The organism is Mycobacterium sp. 134, from assembly GCF_048282715.1.
Classification (GTDB): domain Bacteria; phylum Actinomycetota; class Actinomycetes; order Mycobacteriales; family Mycobacteriaceae; genus Mycobacterium; species Mycobacterium septicum.
In genome coordinates this window covers 2,453,733-2,476,874 of record NZ_JBLVUN010000008.1, presented here as the reverse complement: position 1 = coordinate 2,476,874, position 23,142 = coordinate 2,453,733, and the positions used below count along the sequence as shown (strand labels likewise).

The window sequence follows — 23,142 nt, the reverse complement described above, 5'->3', positions numbered from 1 at the left end:
CCCCGAATGGACGTCCTGTGGCCAGCCTGGCGACTTGCACGTCATCGGGACACGCGTAGCCGGCTACCCCAATTCACAAACGCCCGTTCGTGATTGAGGCAGCCGGCTACGTCGGGTCACACCGCGGGCACGAGCAGATCGGCGAACTTGGTGACCGCCTCGTCGTAACGAACGTTGTGGCCTTGGACCACTGCGGCTTCCAGTACCGGCACCCGAACGTCCTGCACCCGGCGCGGCGACGGCACACCCGGCGTCGACTCGTAGTTGAAGACGATCACGTCGAGGTACACCGGTTTGCGAAGATGCTTGCCGCTCAACAGTTTCTGCAGGGCCTCCGAGATCGCCGGATACGGGGTGAACTCGGGGTTCTGCAGCCAGTCGGCCAGGTCGCCACCCGGCACGCTGAAATCCACGCCCAGCGCGTCCAGGCGGTCCACCACCGCTTCCGGGGCCGGACCTGCAGGCGGAACGGCCGCGACCCCAGGAGGTGTCACCGCGAACGGTTGATGGTTCCACCCCTGGTCCGGTGCGGCATCCCACCACTGGGTCCCGATCGCGCCGTCGGGCCGCACCCAGAACACGTCCAAGTGCGACGGAAGCCGTCCGACGGAGGCGAGCGCCGACCCGGGCGCCGCCGACCCGGCGGGGGCAATCGCGAACGGGGCGTGGTCAGCCCAGCTGTGTCCGACCGCCGCATGCCACCACTGTGTGCCGATGGATCCGTCGGGCGCGACCCAGAACACATCCAGATTGTTCGGGGTGCGAGAGGTTGCGGTGATGCCGCCACCGGCCGCCACCGTCCCCGGCGCCGTGATGGTGAACCAGCCGTGGTCCGCCCAGCTTGCCCCCGGGGCGCCGAACCACCAGTTGGAGGCGACCGCGCCGTCGGGGGTCACCCAGAACACGTCGAGGTTGTCCGGCGTCCGGGCCACGACGGTCAGCGCTGACCCGGGCCGCGCGGATCCGGCGGGCGCGAGCCTGAACGACCCGTGATCGGCCCAGCTCGTTCCGGGGGCCGCAGTCCACCAATTCGATCCGACCCCACCGTCTCTGGTCACCCAGAACACATCGAGATGATCGGGCATGCGCGCCACGACGGCGACCGCCGAACCCTTCTCCGCCGAGCCGGGCGGCGCGATGTTGAACGCGCCGTGGTCAGCCCAACCCGCTCCGGGCGCGGCCGCCCACCATTGGCTGGCGACGGCGCCGTCGGGCCGCACCCAGAACACGTCGAGGTTGTCGGCGGTCCGCGCGACCGCCGCGATCGGCGCTCCGGGACTCGCCGAGCCGGCCGGCGCGATCGGGAACGCGCCACCGTGCTCGGTCCATCCACCGTCGGGTGCCGCCGCCCACCACTGCGTCATGACGGATCCGTCGGCCGCGACCCAGAACACATCGAGATTGCCCGGCGTGCGGGCGACCGTAGTGACCGCCGCGCCGGGCGCGACCGCTCCGCGCGCCACGACATCGATCGGAGCATGGTCGCCCCAGCTGTCTCCCGCCGCACCGGTCCACCACTGCGATCCGATCGCCTTGCTGGTGTTCGCCCAGAACAATTCCAGGCTGAGCGGCTCCCGCGAAACCACATTCAGCGCCGAGGACGCGGTGGCGCGGAGGTTGGCCCGGGCTTCGTCGGGCGGCAGATGGGTGATGACGTCGTTCCAGATGTAGCGGTAGTACGGGTTCTCCTGGTCGGCCTCCTTGTACCGGGAGCTGGGTCCGGTTCCGCCGAACCACTGATCGACGATCGCACCCTGTTGTTCGGCATTGAACTCTGACCAGGCCCGCCCTGGCGGGCCGTACTGATACACGTTGTCGCCCAGGATGAAATTCGCCTGATTGACCATGCCGCTGCACATCAGGCCCGGCAGCGATCCGGTATGCGCGATCTGCCACGCGTGGGTGAGTTCGTGAATGAGCAGCTGACCCGGCCGGGGATAGCCATCGCCACCGGTACCCAGCGGATTGTCGTAGGCCCGCCCGATGTTGAGATACGTCTTGCCGTCGACGCCCGGAGCGGTGAAGGCGCGATCGCCGAGCCCGGCGAGATTGGTGATGATCACGTCGTGGTACGGCAGTGAGTTGCCGAACACTTGTCGGGCAAAGGCGATTTCGGTGGAGTTGAGCGGCCGGTACTTGATCAGCGCGTTCGTGACGGCGCCGATTGCCACCCCCGCCACCACGCCGAGGATGAGTGCGGTTCCGATCCCCGCACCCGCCACGGCCGACACCGCGAACACGACGACTCCCCCGATGACCCCGAGCGTTCCGCCCGGCCCCAGGGTGGCGCCCATCCAGTCGATCGCCTCGCGGGTGGCTCCGATCACCACGCCCAGCGCACCGCCCACGGCACCGGCAGCCACATCGAGGATGTCGCCCACCAGTTCGGTGAGCGTGCCGACGACACCGCCCCACTTGTATTCCTTGGCGACGCCGTAGGTGGCCTGGTTGTCCAGTTTGGACCAGTAGAGCGCCAGCAGCGGGCTGTGACCGCTCTCCTCGTGATTCCAGCTGTCGACGCCGGAGACGTGTCCGCTCTTGATGAACGCCATCGTCGGGAATCCGGGGGCCGTCAGGTAGGCGCGCAGATTGAAATCGAAGTCGCCGAGGATACTGCTGCTGTGCATATGGAACTTCACGTGGTAGTCGCCGTTGTCGCTGACGTCGACATCGACCCATCCACCTAACGGAGTTCCGGAAGGTGTGGTGACGACTCCGTGGAAGGTACGAGTTGCCATGTGCGCGAACCCCTTCGCCCGTGTGATTGCTGACCTGCACAATCGTTCAGGGGGGCGGCCGCGGTCGGTAGAGTAGCGCGCTACTCGAATCCCGGCGTCAAACGCCGCTTTTCAGCGCTCGCCGTACTCCAGTGGCGGTTCCGACGAATCGACCTTGCCGTAGCTGCTGATGGTGAGACCGTCGGGTCCCACCTCATAGCGCGCACCGTCGGCGGGGTTGACGGCCACGAAGCCGTTGCCGGACCGTTCGGCGGTGGGGATCTGGAGGTTGGCGCCGTCGCTGAGCCGCTCACCACGGTAGGAGAAGCTGTCGGAGCCGGTCTGGCAGATCACCGCCAGTGAGGACGCGGTCCGGATCACGGCGGCCGGGGTGCTGCCCGCGGGGCACCTCGCAGTGTGGTCGACGAAGCCCTGGTCGTCGGTGCCGCTCACGTTGGCCGTCGCCGACCCTGTCGCGGTCGTGGTGGTCGTCGGCGCCTCGGATGTCGCACTCGGCGGGGTCGGCGCGGTCAACGTCTCATGGGTGGAGGCGCCGTCGCCGCCGCCGGCCAGGACTGCAGCCAACACAGCAGCGATCCCGAACAGGCCCACCGACACCAGGATCAAGGTGAGCTGGGCCCGGCTGAACCGCGGCTTGCGCGCCGGCGCCTGCGGTGCCTGCGGCGGGGGCGGTGGCGGTGGGTACGGCGTGTAGCCGGTGTGGTTCGGGTTGGGGTAGATCGACGAGAACTCACGGGTGCCCGGCGAAGGCGACTGCAGTTGCGTATGCGGTTGGGGTTGCGGTTGCGGCTGCGGCTGCGGAGTGAGCCGGGGCGGGGCGGGTGCGGGTGCCGGAGTGGGCGGCAGCAGCGGCGGGGGCGGTGCGGGAGCCGCACCGGAACCGGCCGCGTCGCGGGCCGCCCTGGCCAGTTCACCGGCGCTGGGATAGCGGTCGACGGCATCCTTGGCCATTCCCTTGGCCACGACGTCGTCGAATGCGCGCGGGATACCGCGGCGCATGATGCTCGGCCGGGGTGCCGGGGAGAACATGTGGGCGCTCATCAGCTGGCGCAGGTCGCCCGTCTCGTACGGTGGCCGGCCGATCAGCATCTCGTAGAGCAGGCAGGTCAGGGCGTACACATCGGCGGCCGGTCCGACCGGGCCGCCGGAGAACCGCTCCGGTGCCATGTAGGCGCTCGACCCGATCAGCACGCCCGTCATCGTGACGCTGGCCTCGCCCCCGACGTGGGCGATGCCGAAGTCCACCAGATAGGCGAAGTCGTCGGGCGTGAGCAGGACGTTCTCGGGCTTGATGTCGCGGTGCACCAGACCGTCGGCATGGGCGGCGTCCAGCGCCGCGGCCACCTGCGTGACGATCGCGGTGGCCCGCTCCGGGGACAGGGGGCCGTTGGTCCGCAGCAGCTCCTTGACGCTGGCGCCCTCGACCAGCCGCATGTCGATGTACAGCACACCGTCGATCTCGCCGAAATCGTGCACCGGGATCACGTGCGGTTCCTGCAGCCGCGCCGCCACCCGGGACTCACGGCGGAACCGCTCCTGGAAGCTCGCGTCTGCCGCGATCTCGGTGCGCAGCAGTTTGACCGCCACCATGCGTTCCTTGACCGTGTCGTAGGCGCGGTACACCTCGCCCATTCCACCGACACCGATCAGCGATTTCAGCTCGTAGGGTCCGAACCGGGTGCCGAGGCGCGAGGCACCAGGGGGCGGGGTCATTGCGTGATCCTTTCCGGTTGCACCAAGCCCTCGGATCGGGGCGGGCAGCGGTCGTCTCGGTGACGAGGATAGTTCGACCGCGGCCCGGCCCGCCGCGAGCGGTGCCCGGAAGTGTCAGTTGAACGACGAGTGCGGAGCCCCCATACCCGGGTCGATCTGCACGGGGCCGCCGGTCGACGGTGCGACCGGGAAATCGAAGATGGCCGTCGGGATGTACACCGTCGCACAGGCATTCGGGATGTCGACGACACCGGACAGCCGGCCCTCGATCGGTGCGGCCCCGAGCAGCAGGTAGGCCTGTTCGGGGCTGTAGCCGAACTTGGTCAGGTAATCGATCGCGTGCAGGCAGGCCCGCTGGTAGGACAGGTGCGAGTCCAGGTAACGCTGTTCACCGTCAAGGGTGACCGAGGTGCCGGAGAAGGCCAGCCACTCGGAGTACTGCGGATCGGTGTTGCCGGGCATGAATATGGCGTTCTCGCTCACACCGTAGGTCTCCATGCCGCCCGGGATGACGTCGACGCGCAGGTCGATGAAGCCGCCCATCTCGATGGCGCCGCAGAAGGTGATCTCGCCGTCGCCCTGGGAGAAGTGCAGGTCGCCGACAGAGAGGTTCGCCCCGTCGACGAACACCGGGTAGAACACCCGGCTGCCCTTGGTCAGGTTCTTGATGTCCTGGTTGCCGCCGTTCTCGCGCGGCGGCGCGGTGCGGGCCGCCTCGGCGGCGGCCTTGGTAAAGGCGTCCCCGGTCAGTCCGCCGAGGATCGCGTCGCGCGGTTCGGGCGGCAGGGCCAGCGGCGGTACCCGATCGGGGTCGGTCGCGATCAGTGCGGCCTCGCGGGTGTTCCACTTCGCCAGCAGCCCGGTCGAGGGCGCGGTCCCCATCAGCCCGGGGTGCACGATGCCGGTGAACTCCACGTGCGGTACGTGTCGTGAGGTGGCCTTTTGCCCGGAGAAGTCCCAGATCGCCTTGTAGGCGTCGGGGAACTGATCGGTGAGGAAGCCGCCACCGTTGAGCTTGGGGAAGATGCCGGTGTAGCCCCAGCCCTGGCCGGCCAGCGGCCCGGAATCCTCCTGCGGGATGGGGCCGACGTCGAGGATGTCGACAATGAGCAGATCGCCCGGCTTGGCGCCCTCGACGGCGATGGGGCCGGAGAGCACGTGCACCGTCGTCAGCGGTGCGTTGAGGATGTCGTCGGCCGAGTCGTCGTTGACGATGGCACCGTCGAACCATTCGCGACAGTGCACCCGGAACGAGTCGCCCTGCTTGACCGTCACCGCGGCCGGGATGTCGGGGTGCCACCGGTTGTGGCCCAGCTTCTCCTGATCGGTGAACTTCTTGGTCGAGTCGAGCGGGAATACGACGTCGGGCATTGATCCTCCTTCGCAGACTTCAGGACTTCAGGGACGGGGCAACTTCTGATGGAGCGGGTTCGTGGTGACTTTCTGCCGACGGCCGCCCCGCGGCGGTCCGGCCACCACGGCGGGACGGTCGGCCGACGCTCGTGTGGTGTCCTGCAGCGCCATGGCGGTCGAGCGGCCGCGGCCCAGGTTCGGCGCCGCGATGGTCCTGCGTGCCGGCCCCCGGCAGTCCGGGCAGTCGATCACGTCCGGACGAGCGCTCATCGAGTACATCTCTTTCGTGACGCCGCAACCTGACGCACACCGAAATTCGTAGAGAACCAACAGGTTTCCTTAACGTTGCCGGGAGCTGCTCTGTCGACAAACGTCACACTACCGACCAACGTGCGGCTCGGCAGGGCAGTTGGACAACAAAACACCGCAGCTCAATCAGGCTGTAGATCTCTACAGTTCGGCCATCGAACCCGCTGGTGCCGAGGTGGGATCACGGCCGGTTCTGCGACGCCCGCGCGAGCTGAACCACCTTGTCGTGCACCGGCTTAGCCGCATCGGCGACCCCCATGCCCATGTTCCGGGCCGCCCACAGCGCGATCCGGAAATTGGTCCGGTCGGTTTCATCGAGGGGGTTGGCACCGGTGAGCTCGGCGATCTTGGCCAACCGGTTGCGCAATGTGTTGACGTGCACGTACAACTGGCCCGCGGCCGTCGAGATGTCGTTGCCCGGCGCCAGGAAGGCCTCCAGGGACGAAACCAGGTAGCCGTTGTTCAGCTTGTCGTGGTCGACCAACGGCACCAGGAGCCGGTGGACGAAGGGCACGAGCCGAACTTTCGGCACCGCCGCCAGCAGTCCGTCCAGTGTGGCGATCTCCTCGATGTGCACCGAGCGCCGCCAGCGAATCCCTTCGCGCAACGCTTCGAGCGCCTCCGGGATCGCGTACACCATGGACTGTGGATCCGGGGCGATGGCCACACCGCACACCAGATCGGAGGCCGCCAGTTCGGCGGCGAACTGCTCGGTCTGGGCACACAGCGCGACGATGCGGTCATCGAGCACCGCGACCGTGCCGAGGTGCCGGTCCACGAGCTCGTGCACCCGGGTGTGGACATCGGTGGTGAACGCACATACCGCGACCGGGGTCCCGGCAAGGCCACACTCGGCGAGCGCGGTTTCGACCGGACCGACGCCCAGGGTTCCGGCCACGAACCAGCGCAGTATCGACCCCAGGTCGCGTTCGCGGGTTCCGACCTCGCGATCGGCGATCCGCATGGAATCCGCCCAGTCCACGATCCGCCGAAAAGGCACCGCGGCATGCTGGGCCAGCAGCGGAAGGTCCAGGTCGAGGCAGGCCCGCACCAGTGCGGCAGGCGGTTCGTCGAACAGATCCCCCAGCCCCACCAGCAGCGCGGTGACCCGCCGCCGGCTCAGGGTCTCGACGTAGCGCCGGATCGAGTCGTCCGGCTGATCGGCTACGGGCACCCCGATGCTGAGGATCAGCTCCTCCCCCGACAGATACTGCGACGGGTCGACGAGTTCGGTGGGGTACACGTAGCGGATCGGCCGGTCGAGATCGCGGATCGGTGTCAGGGTGTCGACGTGCAGGGTCGGCTGGGCCAGCAGTTCCCTGAGCAGGACGGTGCCGTCGTGCGGCGTCACCTCTACGGTCATACAGCCTTCGTCCGCTAGCGGGTCATCGACGGACATCGGAACACTTCTGCGGGGACGTTCATGGCTGCGGAGTTTAGAGCCATGAACGTGTTCTCACAGGTCGAGCGTGATCTTCCCACCGAGAGAACGGGATACGCAGATCATCATCGAGGTGTTGGCCCCGCGCTCGGCCTCGGTCAGCAGATCGTCGCGGTGGTCGACCTCGCCGGCGAGCACCTTGGTCTCACACGTTCCGCAGAATCCACTCGTACAGGAGAACGCGGTGTCGGGTGCCGCGTCGAGAACTGCCTCCAGCACGCTCTTGTTCGGCGGGACCACCACAGTGGCACCGGTGCGGGCCAGCTCCACCTCGAAGGCGCCGTCACCGAACCCTGCGGTGGGCGCCGCGGTCGCACCGGCGAACCGCTCGACATGGAGCTCGACATCCGGGTAGCCGGCGCTGAGGTCGGCGACGGCGGTCAGCATGGGCGCCGGGCCGCAGCAGTAGACATGGGTCCCGGCCGGACTGTCGGCGAAGACCCGGGCGAGGTCGGGCAACCCCATCTCGTCCTGCGGAATCAGCGACACTCCGTCGATGCCGGCCAGGCGGTCGGCGAAGGCCATGGCGGCCCGGCTGCGGCCCCCGTAGATCAGGGTGAACTCGGGACCGGCCGGGGCGCTGCGAAGCTCATCGATCATCGCCGCGATCGGGGTGATTCCGATACCGCCGGCGATGAAGACGTACCGCTGCGCCGGGCTCAGCGCAAAGGCGTTCTGGGGCACCCCGACCTCTACCACGTCGCCGATGCGCAGCATCTCGTGCACCTCTCGGGAGCCGCCGCGGCCGTCGGCGACCCGCAGCACCGCAATGGTGTACCGGTACGGATCGTCGCGCGGACCGCACAGCGAGTACTGCCGGACACGTCCGGACGGCAATGTGATGGGGATGTGCGCACCGGCTGTCCATCCGGGCAGCCGGTCGCCGGTGGGGCTGGCGAGCACCACCGAGATCACCTCGGTGGCTTCCAGCCGCAGTTGAATGACGTGAAGTCTCATACCTGGTGTCGGCTCAGACGCGGGCGTGGCCGTTTTCGGCGGGAACCTCGGTCTGCGCCGCGATGAGGTCCCGCTCCTGCTGAATCGTCTGCACCGCATGCTGGGTGGCGCGCCGGTAGTTCAGCGTGTAGATGTCGGCCGGCGCCGACACCTCGAACGCCTGCCCGGCAAGCGGAACCTCCTTGGGTTCAAGACCTTCGAGTACCGGGGTGTCCTCGTTGAAGACCTTCGTCTCGATCTCCAGGATCTCGTCGACCGTTCCGCCGCGGAAATCCTTGTCGGTGGCCACACCCCAGAAGATGATGCACTTGTCGTAGCTGACCGGCGACGGGAAGTCCACCAGATACCGCTTGCCGAGCGGCTCGCCGAAGTCGTACAGGATGGTCGCGATTCCCGGCGCGTACGAGTGGTAGTGCATCCAGGCATCGCCTACATCGGAGAAGTCCGAATCGGGCACCCCCGGGTAGAAGTAGGACGCCCACACCTCACGGCCGTCACGCTTGACGGCGAGCTCGTCCACCACCGGGTTCACCTCGCCCATCGACGGTGCGTGCACGAACGGGAAATGCGCCATGTCCCGGAAGTTCTCGGTGGCCACCATGAATCCGCAGTCGGCGTGAATGGGCTCCGCCGCACGCCACTCCAGCTCCAGGCCCCCGATCTCAGGCGGATGCGGCAAGTCGAACACCGGGTCGCCCAGGCACGTCCAGACGTGTTCGAATCGCTCGATCACCGGATAGGACTTGATCTCCGCCTTCGGCGGAATCCGTTGTCCCTCGGCCAGAGACGGGATGTGGCTGCACTGCCCGCTCTGCCCGTCGAACCGCCATCCGTGGTACGGGCAGGCGATGCTGTCGCCGACGACCCTGCCGTCGGACAAGTTGCCGCCCCGGTGGATACAGCGCCGGTCGGTTACCCGGGCCGCACCGGTGGAATCACGGAACACCACCAGGTTGTGGTCGAGCAGGGTGGCCGACTGCGGGGTGTCGATGTCCTGGGACCGGGCCACCACGAACCACACGTGCTGGTATGCCTCGCGCAGCTTTTCCGGGGTGAGCGCTTCGCGTTTCATTGAGAATTCTCCTTAAGGTTCGGCGGGGATGTTCAGCTCGGGGCGGGTCAGGGTGCGCGGCGTCAACGCCTGTTCGCGGACGTATCCGGCGATCTCGGCCATGCCCGCGACCCAGACGTCGTCCATGGCACACACTTCGGCGATGAACTCACGCAACGCCGCCGCGCGGCCCGGACGTCCGCTGAGGAACGGGTGGTTGGTCAGGATCCAGGCACCGCCGACATCACGCATCGCGTCGAGTTCGGCGCGCCACAACTCGATGGCCTTGGCCGGCGTCTCGATCAGGCCGGTCCCGGAGAAATCGGGAACGAAGCAGTACTGCTGCCAATCGTCCAGCGCCCAGCTCACCGGGAGTTCCACCAGCGCGGACCGGTCATCGACGGCCAGCTCGTACGGATGATCGGAATCCATCAGCGTGGAGTCGTAGAGGAAGCCGAACTCGGCGAGCAGTTTCGGTGTGTGCCAGTTCATCTCCCACATCGGCGCGCGATAGCCGACCGGCGTGACCCCGACCACCTCCTGCAGCGCCCGCAACCCGCGGTCCAGGATCTCGCGCTCGGTCTGCTCGTCGACGCCGACCAGCGACTCGTGCAGGTAGCCGTGGTGGGCGATCTCGTGCCCGGCCGCCGCGATCGACCGGATCGGCTCGGGGTGCCGGTGCGCGGTGTAGCCGGGTACGAAGAACGTTGCCGGAACCTGTAATTCGTCGAGTATGGATAGCAGGCGGGGAACCCCGACCAGCGGGCCGTAGGCCTGGTGCGACATCGCGCCCATGCGGTCGGCGAACGCCGGATCGGTGGTCAACAGCGGAGATTCGGCATCCACGTCGAAGGTGAATGCGACGGCGCAACGCTTTCCCTCCGGCCAGGACACCGGCCCGGCAGGGGTCAAGGGGGTCATGATCGAGCCTTTCTTCCGAATACGGACAGGAATTCCCAGGTGACGTTGGCGGCGGCGATCGCGGTGATCTCGGCATGGTCGTAGGCCGGTGACACTTCCACCACGTCGACGCCGACCAGGTTCACGCTGTCCAGCCCGCGCACGATCTCGAGCAGTTCACGGCTGGTCATGCCGCCGGCCTCGGGCGTGCCGGTGCCCGGCGCGTGCGCCGGGTCGAGCACGTCGATGTCGACCGAGACGTACACCGGCGCGTCTGCCACCCGCTCGTGGATGCGCTGGATGATGCCGTCGGTTCCGAGCGCATCGATCTGCTTGCAGGTGATCACCGAGAAGCCGAAGTTCGCGTCCTCGACCAGATCCTGCTTGTCATAGATGGATCCGCGCACCCCGACGTGCAGGCTGCGATCGAGCAACAGGCCTTCCTCGAAGGCTCGCCGGAACGGTGAGCCGTGGGTGATGTCGGCCCCGTAATAGCTGTCCCAGGTGTCCAGGTGCGCATCGAAATGCACCAGCGCCACCGGGCCGTGCACCGCGTGGACCGCGCGCAACGACGGCAGCGCCACCGAGTGATCACCGCCGAGGATCACCGCGCGCGTCCCCTCGGCCTGAAGTTCGGTCAGCTGCGCCGCGATCTGGTCGACCGCCTCGCCGATGTCGAACGGGTTGCACGCGATGTCGCCGGCATCGGCGAACTGGCAGACCTCGAACGGTTTGATGTCGAGTTCGGGGTTGTAGCCACGGATGAGGCGGGACCCTTGACGAATCGCGTTGGGGCCGAACCGGGCTCCGGGCCGGTAGGTCACAGCGCTGTCGAACGGTACGCCCACCACCACGACGTCGGCCCGTGCCACATCGGACAGGCGGGGCAGCCGGGCGAAGGTCGTCCACCCCGCGTAGCGCGGCTGCACCTGGGGGTCCGCCGGGCCCACGATCGCGCCGCGGGCGTTGTCCCCGGGTATTGGTTGGTTCATTGATTGCCTTCCTAGACACGATTTCGGGACAACCCGCCATCGACATTGACGATCTGTCCCACGGCCGCACCGAGTTGACGCCGGCTCAACAGTCCGATCACCGCGGCAGCCTGCTCCACGGTGCCGGTCCGCCCGCCCGGCGGCTGCCCGCCGGCGCCGTCACAGACCGACCATTCCGAATCCAGCGCACCGAGAGCGACGGCGTTCACTCCGACCCCGAAGCCACCGAAGTCACGGGTCAGCGATTTGGTCAGCGCGACGATCCCGCCGGCCGCCGTGGCGACCGCTGCGAGGCCGGCGCCGCCGACATGCCAGCGCGAGGTGGTCAACACGATGCGTCCGCCGGTCCCGCTGTGCCGCATGTGATCCGCTGCGGCCTGCGCGTACAGGAAGCTGCCGGTCAGAGTGGCGTCGACATGCGCCCAGAATTCGGCCATCGGCTGATCGGCGAGCGGCGCCACCACAGGCAGGCCGTGCGCCACGACCAGTACATCGATTCCACCCATGTGTGCGGCGGCCTTGGCCACCACGTGGCCCACCTCGGCCCGGTCCGCCGGGTTCGCGGTCAGCGTCAACTCCTCGCCCGGTCCCGGATCACGTTCCGCGCTGACCGTTCCCACCGTGAGTGCACCTTGTCCGGCGAAATGATCACGCACCGCGGCACCCAGCCTGGTATCGACACCCGTGATGAACACCCGATCGATTGGGGTCATGGTCAGATCACCGTTCCGCTGTTGACCGACAAGACTTCTCCGCACAGGAACAGGTCCTCCTCCAGCAGGCCGCGGACCAGTTCGGCGACCTCGGTGGGCAGCGCGATGCGCCGGGCCGGCAGCGTCGAGACGAATTCCTCGGCGCGTTCCCATGATTCGGCTTCCAGCAGCGGGGTGTCGCATGGCCCGGGTGCCACGGCGTTGACCCGGACCCCGTCTGCGGCGACCTCCACGGCGATACTGCGCAGCAGGCTCAGCGCCGCCCCTTTGGCCGCGGCGTAGTGAGCGTCATTGCTGCCCCCGCCGATGGCCCGCTCCGAGGCGATGCCGACGATGCGTCCGCTGCCCTGCCTGCGCATGTCGGGCAACACGGCCCGGCACACGTGCGCCAGACCGCCCACGTGCACGCGCAGCATCCGCTCCCAGGCCGGCTGATCGATCTCCAGGGCCGGGGTCTCCGCGTAGTGCCCGGCGCAGATGACCGCGGCGTCGATCCGGCCGAAGGCCTTGCGCACCTGGGTGATCGCCTCGTCTACGGCGGCTTCGTCGGCGACGTCGGCGACCAGCCACAGGTCGGTGTCGGGCGCGGGTTCCCGCGAGATGGACGCGACGGCCCAACCCCGGTCCTGCAGCAGCGCCGCGATCGCTGCCCCGATGCCGCTGCCGGCACCGGTTACCACGGCCACGGGCCTGTCGGCGTTCACACCGGCTCCTTGGTCAGTTCCGGTGCCACAGCGGCGGGGTCACCGGCCTTGGGCTGCCCCACCTTTCGGGCCTTCACGATGACGCTGCCCAGTGCCAGGATCACGCCCATCGCCACGAAGAACGCCCAGTTGATGTACCAGGAGTCGGACACGGTGCGGGGCCAGACGATGTTCGTGAACTCGAAGCCCACCCACAGCACCGCCAGCACCGCCACCGGGGTGCCCCACCGGCCGAGGTTCCACGGCCCGGGCTCCCATTTGCCTCGCAGCCGGGCGACCAGCCCGGTCAGCAGCGGGAACAGGAAGGCCAGGTAGTAACCGCCCGCGGTGAAGGTGACCAGCACCGAATACACGTCGGTGGCCGAGATGAGGTAGACGAAGGCACCGATGATGGTGGTGACGACGATCGCGTAGATCGGCTGAGCCTCGGCCTTGGACAGCTTCACCAGGATCCGCGACGCGGGCAACACCTCGTCACGCGCGAAGGACCAGATCACCCGCGACGCCGACGCCTGCAGGGCCAGAAAGCTTGCCAGGAAACCGATCACGAAGGCGAACAGGATCGGCTTGACCGCGGCATCACCCAGTGCGCTGCCGAGCACGTAGGTCACCGGGTCGGAAACCTCACCCGAGGTGACCTTGTCGAAGTCGGGCACCGCCAGGGTCACGGCGAGCGACGCGTACGCGATCACCAGGGCGATGAAGGCGATCGAGAACAGCATGGCCTTGGGCACATTGCGCCGGGGCTCCTTGACTTCCTCGGCGATCGCACCGGCACTCTCGAAGCCGAGGATCGACCAACCGGTGAAGGCCAGCGCGGCCAGGAACGGGCCCGATGCGTAAGCCCAGGTCCAACCGCTGTTCAGGTCGATACCGTGCAGCACGGCGTCGAATCCGTGATGCCGGTGGAACAGCAGCAGGTAGGTACCCAGTCCGACGGAGGCCACGATCTCGGCGATGATGCTGCCGACCATCAGCGCCTTCAGCAGCCCGCGGCCCAGAATGTTGGCTCCGGTGCCGGCGAGCAGGATGAGCAGCGCGATGGTGCTCTGCTGGACGGCGCTGGGGCTCTCGATGCCGATGAGCTGGGCCAGGAATCCGGCCCCGGCGTAGGCGACGGTGGCCATGATGATCACCAGGGCCCACATGTACACCCAGCCGGCGAACCAGCCGGCCACTTCCCCGGCCAGGCGCTTGGTCCACTGATAGATGGAACCTTCGAACGGCCATCGCGACACCAGTTCGGCGAAGGCCATGGCGACGATGAACTGGCCCGTCCCGACGATGACGAACGTCCACCAGAATCCGGGGCCTGCGGTCGACAGCGACAGACCGTAGATCCCGTACATCGCAACGATGGGAGAGATGAACGCGAACGCGAAGGCGAACGCCGACCACAGCGAGAACTCGCGCTTCAATTCCACTGGCGCAGAATCTATTTGGCTGCCAGACGCCATATGTACCACCTTTCGCCGCCACCAAGACAACGAAGTATGGACATGGGCTCGGGCGCGCGGCATCCCAATGCGGCAATCCCGGGTTGGCCCTACAGTCGCGCGGTCACGGACTGTAGAGACGTACAGCGGCCACACCGGCGCCGAAACATTCCGGTCTTGTGGACTTCACGTGGGTGCGTTGGAGATTGGTGAGCGCGCTCTCGGTGTTGCACTGAGACCGGACCGACCGGCTGCGGTAGCTTCCACGCAGGCGCCTCTGGAAATCCGGCCGGCAGGTCCGTCGGCAGCTCAGGAGGGATCCCGGTGAATGACGTCAAACCGTTCTCGCCCTCGATCGACTGGAGTTCGGAGCTACTGCACTCCCTGTGGTGGCTGGCGCAGGCCTGGACCATCACGGCGGTGTGCACCCTGGCGGTACTGATCCTGCTCGCCCGGTTCACCACCTGGGGCAGGCAGTTCTGGACCGTCACCGGCGCGTACTTCACCGGGCGCCACAGCCTCAAGCCGTGGCTGACACTGGCCGCGATGTTGCTGTCGGTGATCATCGGTGTGCGGCTGGCGGTGTTGTTCAGCTACCAGAGCAATGACCTGTACTCGGCGGCACAGGTCGCGGTGCAGGGCCTGGCCACCGGCAACGAGGCGGTCAGAGACTCCGGGATCCGCGGCTTCTGGATCGCTCTGCTCATCTTCTCGGTGCTGGCCGCCATCCTGGTCACCCGGGTGCTGGTGGACCTGTTCATGACCCAGCGCTTCATGCTGGCCTGGCGCACCTGGCTGACCGACCGGCTCACCGGGGACTGGCTCGACGGCCGCGCCTACTACCGGTCCCGGTTCATCGATCAGACCATCGACAACCCCGATCAGCGCATCCAGTCCGACATCGACGTGTTCACCGCGCTGTCGGGGCCGCAGCCCAACACCCCGCACCAGACCAGCAACGGCACTCTGCCGTTCGGCGCCATCTCGTCGGTCGTCTCGGTCGTCTCGTTCACCTCGATCCTGTGGAACCTCTCGGGTGACCTCAGCGTCCTCGGGCTCCAGATTCCTCGCGCGATGTTCTGGTCGGTGTTCGTCTATGTCGCCTTCGCCACCGTCATCGCCTTTGCCCTCGGCCGCCCGCTGATCCGGCTGTCGTTCAACAACGAGAAGTTCAACGCGGCGTTCCGCTACGCACTGGTGCGCCTGCGCGATGCCGCCGAGTCGGTCGCGCTGTACCGCGGAGAGAAGGTCGAACGATCGCAGCTACGCGAACGTTTCGCCGCGGTGGTCGCCAACTACAAACACTTCGTCAACCGGACCATGGTGTTCACCGGGTGGAACCTGTCGATGAGCCACATCATCATCCCGCTGCCCTGGGCGCTGCAGGCCCCGCGGTTGTTCAGCGGCCAGATCCAGCTCGGCACGGTCAATCAGTCCGTGGCCGCCTTCGGCGCGATCCAGGACGCGTTGTCGTTCTTCCGCAATTCCTATGACACTTTCGCGGGTTACCGCGCCTCGATCATCCGCCTGCACGGCCTGGTCACCGCCGACCAACAGAGCCGCGAGCTGCCACAGCTGGAAGTCGCAGAGCTCGCCGAGGGCTCCACCAGCCTGGTCGAGCTCGGTGACGTCGAGGTGCGCAACCCGGCCGGCGAGCAGTTGATCGACGACCTCAGCCTGTCACTGGCAGCCGGCGAGGCGATGATCATCACCGGCAAGTCGGGTACCGGCAAGACCACCCTGTTGCGCAGCATCGCCCAGCTGTGGCCATATGCCTCCGGCACGGTGCAATGCCCGCAGGGGGACAACGAGACGCTGTATCTGTCGCAGGTTCCCTACGTTCCGTTGGGCGATCTGCGGACCGTGGTGTCCTACCCGCACCAGCCCGGGGAGCTGCCCGACAAGGCGTTGCAGGATGCCCTCCTCGCGGTCGCGCTGCCGCGCTATGTCGGCCGGCTCGACGAGGACGGCGACTGGGCCAAGGTGCTCTCGCCCGGCGAGCAGCAACGCGTCGCGTTCGCCCGGGTGCTACTGACCAAGCCGAAGGTGGTGTTCCTCGACGAGGCGACCTCGGCGCTCGACGAGCCGCTCGAGTTCATGATCTACAGCCTGATCCGGCGCGAACTGCCCGACACCGTCTTGGTGAGCGTCACCCACCGCTCCACGGTGCACCGGCACCACAACACGCACCTGGAACTGCTCGGCGAGGGACAGTGGCGGCTCGGTCCCGTCGACGAGACCGAACCGGTCGGCGTGTAATGCCTGCTGAGGCACGCTGGCAGCCCACCCCTGTCCCGCGTCTGGTAGGACGGTGGCACGACACCACGTAGTAAGGTAAGCCTTCGCACAATGCCCGACCGTTGCATCGTGCTCCCCTCACCGACCACCAAGGGTTCCTGATGGCCGATTCCAGAGCCCCCCACACGGGGGTTGCTCGATGGATCCGTCGATTCGCCATTCCGGTGATTGTCGGCTGGATCGCACTGCTCGCATACCTGAGCGCCACCGTCCCTCCGCTGGAGGTGGTGGGCCAGATGCGCTCGGTGTCGATGAGTCCCAGCGACGCACCCTCGGTGATCGCGATGAAGCGCGTCGGCACGGTGTTCGACGAGTTCCACTCCGACAGCTCCGCGATGATCGTGCTGGAGGCCGAGGACAAGCTCGACGACGACGCCCACCGGTTCTACAACGACATGGTCGACAAGCTGGAAGTCGACAAGGAGCACGTCGAGCACGTCCAGGACTTCTGGGGTGACCCGCTGACCGAGGCCGGCGCGCAGAGCAACGACGGCAAAGCCACCTACGTGCAGGTCTACCTGGCCGGCAACATGGGTGAGGCGCTGGCCAACGAATCGGTGGAGGCCGTCCAGAAGCTGATCGCGGGGCTGACCCCACCCCCGGGTCTCAAGGTTTACGTCACCGGGCCAACCGCCCTGGCCGCCGACCAGCAGATCTCCGGCGACCGCAGCGTCAAGATCATCGAAGGCGTCACCTTCGTCGTCATCATCACGATGCTGATGCTCGTCTACCGGTCGATCATCACGGTGATCCTGGTGCTGGCGATGGTGGTGATCGAGCTCTCGGCGGCCCGCGCCGTGGTGGCGTTCCTGGGCTATCACGAATTGATCGGCCTTTCGACCTTCGCGACGCAGCTCCTGGTCACACTCGCGATCGCCGCGGCCACCGACTACGCGATCTTCCTGATCGGCAGATATCAGGAAGCCCGAAGCGTGGGCGAGGACCGCGAACAGGCTTACTACACGATGTTCCACGGCACGGCGCACGTGGTGCTCGGCTCCGGTATGACGATCGCCGGCGCGACGCTGTGTCTGCACTTCACCCGGCTGCCGTATTTCCAGACTCTCGGCATCCCGATGGCCGTCGGCATGACGGTCACGGTGTTGGCGGCGCTGACGCTGGGTCCGGCGGTGATCACGGTGGCCAGCCGGTTCGGCAAGGTACTCGAGCCCAAGCGCGCCATGCGCATCCGCTTCTGGCGGCGACTCGGGGCCTTCGTGGTGCGCTGGCCGGGACCGGTTTTGCTGGGCACCATCCTCCTCTCGCTGGTCGGCCTGCTCACGCTGCCGGGCTACCGGACCAACTACAACGATCGCAACTACCTGCCGACCGATCTGCCGGCACAGGAGGGGTTCGCCGCGGCGGACCGGCATTTCTCGGCGGCCAAGATGAACCCCGAGTTGCTGCTCATCGAAACCGACCACGACGTCCGCAATTCGGCGGACTTCCTGGTGATCGACCGCATCGCCAAGCGGGTTTTCGAGGTGCAGGGGGTCGGCAGCGTGCAGGCCATCACCCGCCCGCAGGGTGAGCCGCTGGAGTTCAGCACCATTCCCGCCCAGATGAGTATGGGTGGGGTCATGCAGACGATGAACCGCAAGTACATGTTGGACCGCGCCGATGACATGCTGCTGCAGGCCGACGAGATGCAGAAGACCATCAACACGATGGATCAGATGATCGCGTTGATGCAGGAGATGAGCGGCATCACTCACAACATGGTCGGCAAGATGGACCAGATGGTGGTCGACGTCGCCGAATTGCGGGACCACATCTCCGATTTCGACGACTTCCTGCGTCCGCTGCGCAACTACCTGTACTGGGAACCGCACTGCGCCAACATCCCGGTGTGCTGGTCGATGCGTTCGGTGTTCGACGGCCTCGACGGTGTCGATGCGCTGACCGACAGCATCCAGGAACTGATGCCCGACATGCATCGGCTCGACGAACTGATGCCGCAGATGGCGACGATGATGCAGCCGCAGATCGAGACCATGCGGACCATGAAGACGATGATGCTGACCATGTATCAGACCCAGAAGGGTCTGCAGGATCAGATGGCGGAGATGCAGGACAACCAGACCGCCATGGGTACGGCATTCAACGACTCGAAGAACGACGACACGTTCTATCTTCCACCGGAGACCTTCAACAACGCCGATTTCAAGCGCGGCATGAAGAGCTTCATCTCTCCGGACGGAAAAGCCGTGCGTTTCATCATCTCTCACGATGGTGATCCGCTGACGCCGGAAGGCATCGGCATCATCGACGGCATCAAGCAGGCCGCCAAGGAAGCCATGAAGGGCACACCCTGGCAGGGTTCCAAGATCTACATGGGCGGTACCGCCTCGGCGTTCAAGGACATGCAGGAGGGCAACAACTACGACCTGCTGATCGCCGGGATCTCGGCGCTGTGCCTGATCTTCATCATCATGCTGATCATCACCCGCAGCCTGGTGGCGGCCGCCGTGATCGTCGGCACGGTGCTGATATCGCTGGGAACGTCATTCGGTTTGTCGGTCCTGGTGTGGCAACACCTGATCGGGATCGAACTGCACTTCATGGTGATGGCGATGGCGGTGATCGTGCTGCTGGCCGTCGGCGCCGACTACAACCTGCTGTTGGTGGCACGACTCAAAGAGGAACTGCCCGCCGGTATCAACACCGGCATCATCAGGGCCATGGGCGGCAGCGGGTCCGTGGTGACCGCGGCCGGTCTGGTGTTCGCCTTCACCATGATGGCGATGGTGGTCAGCGAGATGATCGTGGTCGCCCAGGTCGGTTCCACGATCGGGCTGGGTCTGCTGTTCGACACGCTGGTGATCCGGTCGTTCATGACACCGTCCATCGCGGCGTTGATGGGCCGCTGGTTCTGGTGGCCACAGCTGGTGCGCGAGCGGCCGGCGCGCGGCGTGGTCGCGCGGGCGATGGAACGGGAACGGTCGAACGCCTAGCCGGCGACTGACAATTGACGCCGAGCCGTCACTGCGGCGGATTGCAGTCAGTATCGAGCAGCGATCCGCCGCATAGGGGTTATCCACAGATCGCCGAATGGCTCTGGTGAGGATCGCGCCGGTCGACGAGCATCGATTCTGTGGACGTCGGTGATGTTCTTCGGCAGCAGGATGGGGTGATCTCGCGTCGGCAGGCGTTGGATGCGGGGCTGGCTGAGCATGAAATCCGACGATTGCTCAGACGCAATGAGTGGGCGCGGGTGCACGCCGGCGTTTATGTCGGACACACCGGCCCGCTGAGCTGGATACAACGGGCTTGGGCTGCAGTGCTCTACGCGGCCCCGGCCGCCCTTTGCTTCGAATCGGCGTTGGGTGCGCAATCGTTGCCGATCCATGTCGCCGTCGATCGGCAACGGTCGACATTGGCTGAGCCGGTCGGCGTCCGCATTCACCGTGTCACCCACCTCAACGATCGCGTGCTGTGGAACGCCGGCCCGCCGCGGACGCGTTACGAGGAAGCCGCTCTCGACGTCGCCGGCCGTTCTGCGCGCGAACTCGATGCCGTAGCCGTCCTGGCCAATGCCTGCCAATCTCGGCGCACCACTGCGCGGCGGCTGCTGAAAGCCCTCGATTCGCGTGGTCGGCTGCGGCGTCGTCGCTGGTTGCGGGCGGCGCTGGTCGACATCGCCGAGGGCACCTGCTCGGTTCTTGAGCACGGCTATCTTGTCCGCGTCGAGCGTCCGCACGGTCTGCCGCGAGCGACTCGCCAGAAGCGGTCCGCGTCATCGCTCGGTGTCTGCTATCGCGATGCCGAGTACGGAGAACGGCTCGTCGTCGAGCTCGACGGCAGGGTGTTTCATGATTCGGCGAGCAGGCGAGATGCGGATTTCGAACGGGACCTGGATGCCGCGGTCGACGGCCGTTCGACCGTCAGGCTGTCCTATGGGCAGGTCTTCGACCGGCCGTGTCAGACCGCAGGCAAGATCGCTCAGATTCTGCACCGCCACGGGATCGCGGTGGCCGGTCGCCCATGCGGGCCTGGGTGTGCGTTCACGCGACTCGACCGCGCCGCGTAGCCGTCTAAGCGGCGGATTACAGTCAATATCAAGCAGTGATCCGCCGCTTAGGATGTTCGCGGCAGACTCCTAGGCGACTGACGCCGCTATCAACAGCTCGGCGGCGGCGTCGACCCGCGGCCTGTCCGCGGTGACCAGGCCGTCCTGGCACAGTCCGCGCAGGCCGGAGACCACCAAAGTGGCACGCGCGCAGGCACTGTCGGCCGGATACCCGATCACGGACAGAGCTTGCGCGATCGGGGCGATCATCACTTCGACCGCGTTTCGGGCGGCCTCGCCATAAGTCTGGGGGTCGGTGACCGCCAGGCTGAGGACCTGCAACAGCAGGCGCACGTTGCGCCGTTCGCCGCCCCGGGTCAGTTCCTGCCACAGGGTCCGTGCCGCATCCACGAATTCGTCCGCAGTGGTGACACAGGCGAACATCTCCCCCAGCTGCGGACGGCTCGCGTCCAGGGCCTGCGCCAGCAGCTCGGCCCGATCGCCGAAGTAGTACAGCAGCATGCGTTTGCTCGTACCCAGGGCCTCGGCCATCGGCGCCAGCGACATCTCGCCGATGCCGTGCCGTTCGAGATACCCCACGACACCGTTCAGCAGCTCTTCACGCTTGACGGGATCTGCTGTACGGGCCACCCCTTGACTGTACCGATCGGTACATTTATAGTCAATAGCGTACCGATCGGTACATTTGTTGCGGATTGAGGAGGCCTCATGACCGGACTTCGAGTTGCCGTCGTGGGTGCGGGCATCGGCGGGTTGACCGCTGCAATTGCTCTACGAGCCAATGGAATCGACGCGACCGTGTACGAACAGGCGCACGAGCTCAAGGCACTCGGCGCCGGGGTCGCCATCGCCACGAACGGTTCCCGCATCCTGAACAAGCTCGGTGTGGGCAATGCAGTGGCAGCGATCGCGGGTCCGGTCACGCACTATCAGTTCCGCACCTGGCAGGCCGAGCCGATAGCCGGCGAACCGTCGACGCTCGGCTTCGGGGACCCAGCACGTACCTGGTGCCTGCATCGCGGCGAGTTCCAGAAGGTGCTGGCCGACGCGCTGCCCGTCGATGCCCTGCAGTTGGGCCGCTCCTGCGTCGGGGCCACCGAGCACGGCGACGGGGTCCGTGTCGAATTCTCAGACGGCACAACGGTCGACGCGGATCTCCTGGTCGGCGCCGACGGCATCCACTCGCGGCTGCAGGGCAAGGTGACGCGCCCGGCCGCACCCGTGAGCGAGGGAATCATGGCCTACCGCGGGCTGATTCCCGCCGACCGGCTGCGCGGCGTGGTCGACATGAATGCCAGCTCGATGTGGCTCGGCCCCCGGCAGAGTTTCCTGGCCTACCCGGTGTCCGCGGGTGAGCTGATCAACATCGTCGCATTCGTCCCCACCAATCTCACCGTGACCGAATCATGGACCGCGCCTGGTGATGTGGCCGAGCTCGCGGCGGCCTACCGGGGCTGGGACCCGAGAGTGTCATCGATCATCGATGCGATGGATTCCACGTTCCGGTGGGGAATCTATGACCGGGAACCGTTGGACCGCTGGTCCACCGACCGGATCACCCTCCTGGGCGACAGTGCCCATGCGGTCACGCCGCACCTCGGACAGGGCGCCAATCAGGCCATCGAAGACGCGATGACATTGGCCGTCGTCTTGCGTGACGCGCGGCCGGACGAGATCAGAACGCAGCTGCGGCACTACGAGAACCTGCGCATCGACCGCACCGGTCACGTGCGCCGGCAGGCCCGCGCCGCCGGACACATCTACCGTTCGACCGAACTCACCCCGCACGCACAGGCAGAGCAACTGCAAGCGATCCTCGACAGCGTCGCCATCAACACCTATGACGCCGAACGGGTCGCCGAGGAGGCGGGCCAGGCCGCCTGAGCGTTCAGGAAGGCTGCTCCGTCTCGATGTAGGCGGCGAGGACGTCGACCAATGTCCCCAGCTCCTTCGACGAGTCGATCGGCGTCGGCCACACCATCTGCGCCACGACCAGACCCCGCAGGGTTGCCCAGATCAGGTTTCCGATCCCGGCACCCTTCGGCGCGGACAGTCCTTCGGCCAGATGGGAACCCAGCCGGTTGAGATGCTGCATCAGTTCGGCCAAGTGGGTGTTGGCCGAACTGTCACGCATCCCCCGCGTGGAGATCAGGATCTCCAGGGCCGCCATCGACACCGGGCTGGAGAACGCGCGCCAGACGATGTCGACGATCAGCTCGGTGCGTGCCCGGGTCGTCATCCCCTCATCGAAGGCGGGTAGGTCGGCCAGCGTTTCGGCCAGATCGCCGAATCCCTTGTCCACCACGGCCATCAGCAGCCCGTCGAGGTCGCCGAAGTGGTACTGGACGACACCCCATGTCACCCCGGCCCGCCCGGTGATGTGCCGGACGCTTGGTGGGGTGAATCCTTCGTCCAGGATGCAGCGCACCGTTTCGGCGATCACCGCCTCACGGGTGCGTTCGGCACGGGCCTGGCTTCCGGTGGCGGGCCGGCGGGGCGCGGTCATG

18 protein-coding genes are annotated in these 23,142 nt (G+C 66.8%); 4 read left to right on the top strand and 14 right to left on the bottom strand.

Annotation, left to right across the window (positions count from 1 at the left end):
• Positions 1-116: 116 nt before the first annotated feature.
• From ACNQVK_RS16560 to ACNQVK_RS16505, 12 genes are all read right to left on the bottom strand, one after another.
• Positions 117-2,738, bottom strand: a complete 2,622-nt coding sequence (locus ACNQVK_RS16560; protein ID WP_418030385.1) for a hypothetical protein — start codon at positions 2,736-2,738, stop codon at positions 117-119.
• Positions 2,739-2,849: 111 nt separating this feature from the next.
• A complete protein-coding gene (locus ACNQVK_RS16555; protein ID WP_418030384.1) occupies positions 2,850-4,451 on the bottom strand; it encodes a serine/threonine-protein kinase in 1,602 nt (533 codons plus the stop codon).
• 114 nt (positions 4,452-4,565) lie between these two features.
• On the bottom strand, positions 4,566-5,822 hold the full coding sequence (gene fmdA, locus ACNQVK_RS16550) for a formamidase (protein WP_418030383.1): 1,257 nt from the start codon (positions 5,820-5,822) through the stop codon (positions 4,566-4,568).
• A gap of 27 nt (positions 5,823-5,849) precedes the next feature.
• Positions 5,850-6,074: a zinc ribbon domain-containing protein gene (locus tag ACNQVK_RS16545; RefSeq protein WP_409550697.1), complete on the bottom strand. Its 225-nt coding sequence runs from the start codon at positions 6,072-6,074 to the stop codon at positions 5,850-5,852.
• Between the two features lie 220 nt (positions 6,075-6,294).
• Complete coding sequence (locus ACNQVK_RS16540; protein ID WP_418030382.1) at positions 6,295-7,476, bottom strand: PucR family transcriptional regulator; 1,182 nt, start codon at positions 7,474-7,476, stop codon at positions 6,295-6,297.
• A 93-nt stretch (positions 7,477-7,569) separates the two neighbouring features.
• Positions 7,570-8,511, bottom strand: coding sequence for a PDR/VanB family oxidoreductase (locus tag ACNQVK_RS16535; RefSeq protein WP_418030381.1), 942 nt, complete (start codon positions 8,509-8,511; stop codon positions 7,570-7,572).
• A gap of 13 nt (positions 8,512-8,524) precedes the next feature.
• Positions 8,525-9,583: a Rieske 2Fe-2S domain-containing protein gene (locus ACNQVK_RS16530; protein ID WP_418030380.1), complete on the bottom strand. Its 1,059-nt coding sequence runs from the start codon at positions 9,581-9,583 to the stop codon at positions 8,525-8,527.
• A 12-nt stretch (positions 9,584-9,595) separates the two neighbouring features.
• Entirely contained in the window at positions 9,596-10,483 is an 888-nt protein-coding gene (locus ACNQVK_RS16525) for a polysaccharide deacetylase family protein (RefSeq protein WP_418030379.1), read from the bottom strand.
• Positions 10,480-11,454, bottom strand: a complete 975-nt coding sequence (gene speB / locus ACNQVK_RS16520) for an agmatinase (protein WP_418030378.1) — start codon at positions 11,452-11,454, stop codon at positions 10,480-10,482. Before speB ends, ACNQVK_RS16525 begins: the two co-directional genes overlap by 4 nt.
• Positions 11,455-11,465: 11 nt before the next feature.
• On the bottom strand, positions 11,466-12,167 hold the full coding sequence (locus tag ACNQVK_RS16515) for an SDR family NAD(P)-dependent oxidoreductase (protein WP_418030377.1): 702 nt from the start codon (positions 12,165-12,167) through the stop codon (positions 11,466-11,468).
• 2 nt (positions 12,168-12,169) lie between these two features.
• Entirely contained in the window at positions 12,170-12,871 is a 702-nt protein-coding gene (locus ACNQVK_RS16510) for an SDR family NAD(P)-dependent oxidoreductase (protein ID WP_418030376.1), read from the bottom strand.
• Positions 12,868-14,328: an APC family permease gene (locus ACNQVK_RS16505; protein WP_418030375.1), complete on the bottom strand. Its 1,461-nt coding sequence runs from the start codon at positions 14,326-14,328 to the stop codon at positions 12,868-12,870. The genes ACNQVK_RS16510 and ACNQVK_RS16505 overlap by 4 nt, the downstream gene beginning before the upstream one ends.
• Positions 14,329-14,631: 303 nt before the next feature.
• Between ACNQVK_RS16505 and ACNQVK_RS16500 the strand changes: the two genes are divergently transcribed.
• From ACNQVK_RS16500 to ACNQVK_RS16490, 3 genes are all read left to right on the top strand, one after another.
• The gene (locus tag ACNQVK_RS16500; protein ID WP_418030374.1) at positions 14,632-16,566 is read left to right on the top strand and encodes an ABC transporter ATP-binding protein/permease; all 1,935 of its coding nucleotides are present in this window, start codon (positions 14,632-14,634) and stop codon (positions 16,564-16,566) included.
• Positions 16,567-16,706: 140 nt separating this feature from the next.
• A complete protein-coding gene (locus tag ACNQVK_RS16495; protein WP_418030373.1) occupies positions 16,707-19,559 on the top strand; it encodes an RND family transporter in 2,853 nt (950 codons plus the stop codon).
• A 140-nt stretch (positions 19,560-19,699) separates the two neighbouring features.
• Complete coding sequence (locus tag ACNQVK_RS16490; protein ID WP_418030372.1) at positions 19,700-20,635, top strand: type IV toxin-antitoxin system AbiEi family antitoxin domain-containing protein; 936 nt, start codon at positions 19,700-19,702, stop codon at positions 20,633-20,635.
• A 69-nt stretch (positions 20,636-20,704) separates the two neighbouring features.
• Here ACNQVK_RS16490 and ACNQVK_RS16485 read toward each other — a convergent pair whose 3' ends face one another.
• Complete coding sequence (locus tag ACNQVK_RS16485; RefSeq protein WP_418030371.1) at positions 20,705-21,265, bottom strand: TetR/AcrR family transcriptional regulator; 561 nt, start codon at positions 21,263-21,265, stop codon at positions 20,705-20,707.
• Between the two features lie 78 nt (positions 21,266-21,343).
• Between ACNQVK_RS16485 and ACNQVK_RS16480 the strand changes: the two genes are divergently transcribed.
• Complete coding sequence (locus ACNQVK_RS16480; RefSeq protein WP_418030370.1) at positions 21,344-22,519, top strand: FAD-dependent monooxygenase; 1,176 nt, start codon at positions 21,344-21,346, stop codon at positions 22,517-22,519.
• A gap of 4 nt (positions 22,520-22,523) precedes the next feature.
• On the opposite strand, the gene ACNQVK_RS16475 is transcribed toward ACNQVK_RS16480, so the two are convergent.
• Positions 22,524-23,141: a TetR/AcrR family transcriptional regulator gene (locus tag ACNQVK_RS16475; RefSeq protein ID WP_418030369.1), complete on the bottom strand. Its 618-nt coding sequence runs from the start codon at positions 23,139-23,141 to the stop codon at positions 22,524-22,526.
• Between the last annotated feature and the right edge of the window lies 1 nt (position 23,142).

What these genes read in the sequence shown, in the direction of transcription:
- fmdA (WP_418030383.1), bottom strand. Translation starts at nt 5,822, where the DNA reads ATGCCCGACGTCGTATTCCCGCTCGACTCGACCAAGAAGTTCACCGAT.
- ACNQVK_RS16495 (WP_418030373.1), top strand. Translation starts at nt 16,707, where the DNA reads ATGGCCGATTCCAGAGCCCCCCACACGGGGGTTGCTCGATGGATCCGT.
- ACNQVK_RS16545 (WP_409550697.1), bottom strand. Translation starts at nt 6,074, where the DNA reads ATGAGCGCTCGTCCGGACGTGATCGACTGCCCGGACTGCCGGGGGCCG.
- ACNQVK_RS16515 (WP_418030377.1), bottom strand. Translation starts at nt 12,167, where the DNA reads ATGACCCCAATCGATCGGGTGTTCATCACGGGTGTCGATACCAGGCTG.
- ACNQVK_RS16525 (WP_418030379.1), bottom strand. Translation starts at nt 10,483, where the DNA reads ATGACCCCCTTGACCCCTGCCGGGCCGGTGTCCTGGCCGGAGGGAAAG.
- ACNQVK_RS16530 (WP_418030380.1), bottom strand. Translation starts at nt 9,583, where the DNA reads ATGAAACGCGAAGCGCTCACCCCGGAAAAGCTGCGCGAGGCATACCAG.
- ACNQVK_RS16555 (WP_418030384.1), bottom strand. Translation starts at nt 4,451, where the DNA reads ATGACCCCGCCCCCTGGTGCCTCGCGCCTCGGCACCCGGTTCGGACCC.
- ACNQVK_RS16560 (WP_418030385.1), bottom strand. Translation starts at nt 2,738, where the DNA reads ATGGCAACTCGTACCTTCCACGGAGTCGTCACCACACCTTCCGGAACT.
- ACNQVK_RS16535 (WP_418030381.1), bottom strand. Translation starts at nt 8,511, where the DNA reads ATGAGACTTCACGTCATTCAACTGCGGCTGGAAGCCACCGAGGTGATC.
- ACNQVK_RS16540 (WP_418030382.1), bottom strand. Translation starts at nt 7,476, where the DNA reads ATGACCGTAGAGGTGACGCCGCACGACGGCACCGTCCTGCTCAGGGAA.
- ACNQVK_RS16505 (WP_418030375.1), bottom strand. Translation starts at nt 14,328, where the DNA reads ATGGCGTCTGGCAGCCAAATAGATTCTGCGCCAGTGGAATTGAAGCGC.
- speB (WP_418030378.1), bottom strand. Translation starts at nt 11,454, where the DNA reads ATGAACCAACCAATACCCGGGGACAACGCCCGCGGCGCGATCGTGGGC.
- ACNQVK_RS16480 (WP_418030370.1), top strand. Translation starts at nt 21,344, where the DNA reads ATGACCGGACTTCGAGTTGCCGTCGTGGGTGCGGGCATCGGCGGGTTG.
- ACNQVK_RS16475 (WP_418030369.1), bottom strand. Translation starts at nt 23,141, where the DNA reads ATGACCGCGCCCCGCCGGCCCGCCACCGGAAGCCAGGCCCGTGCCGAA.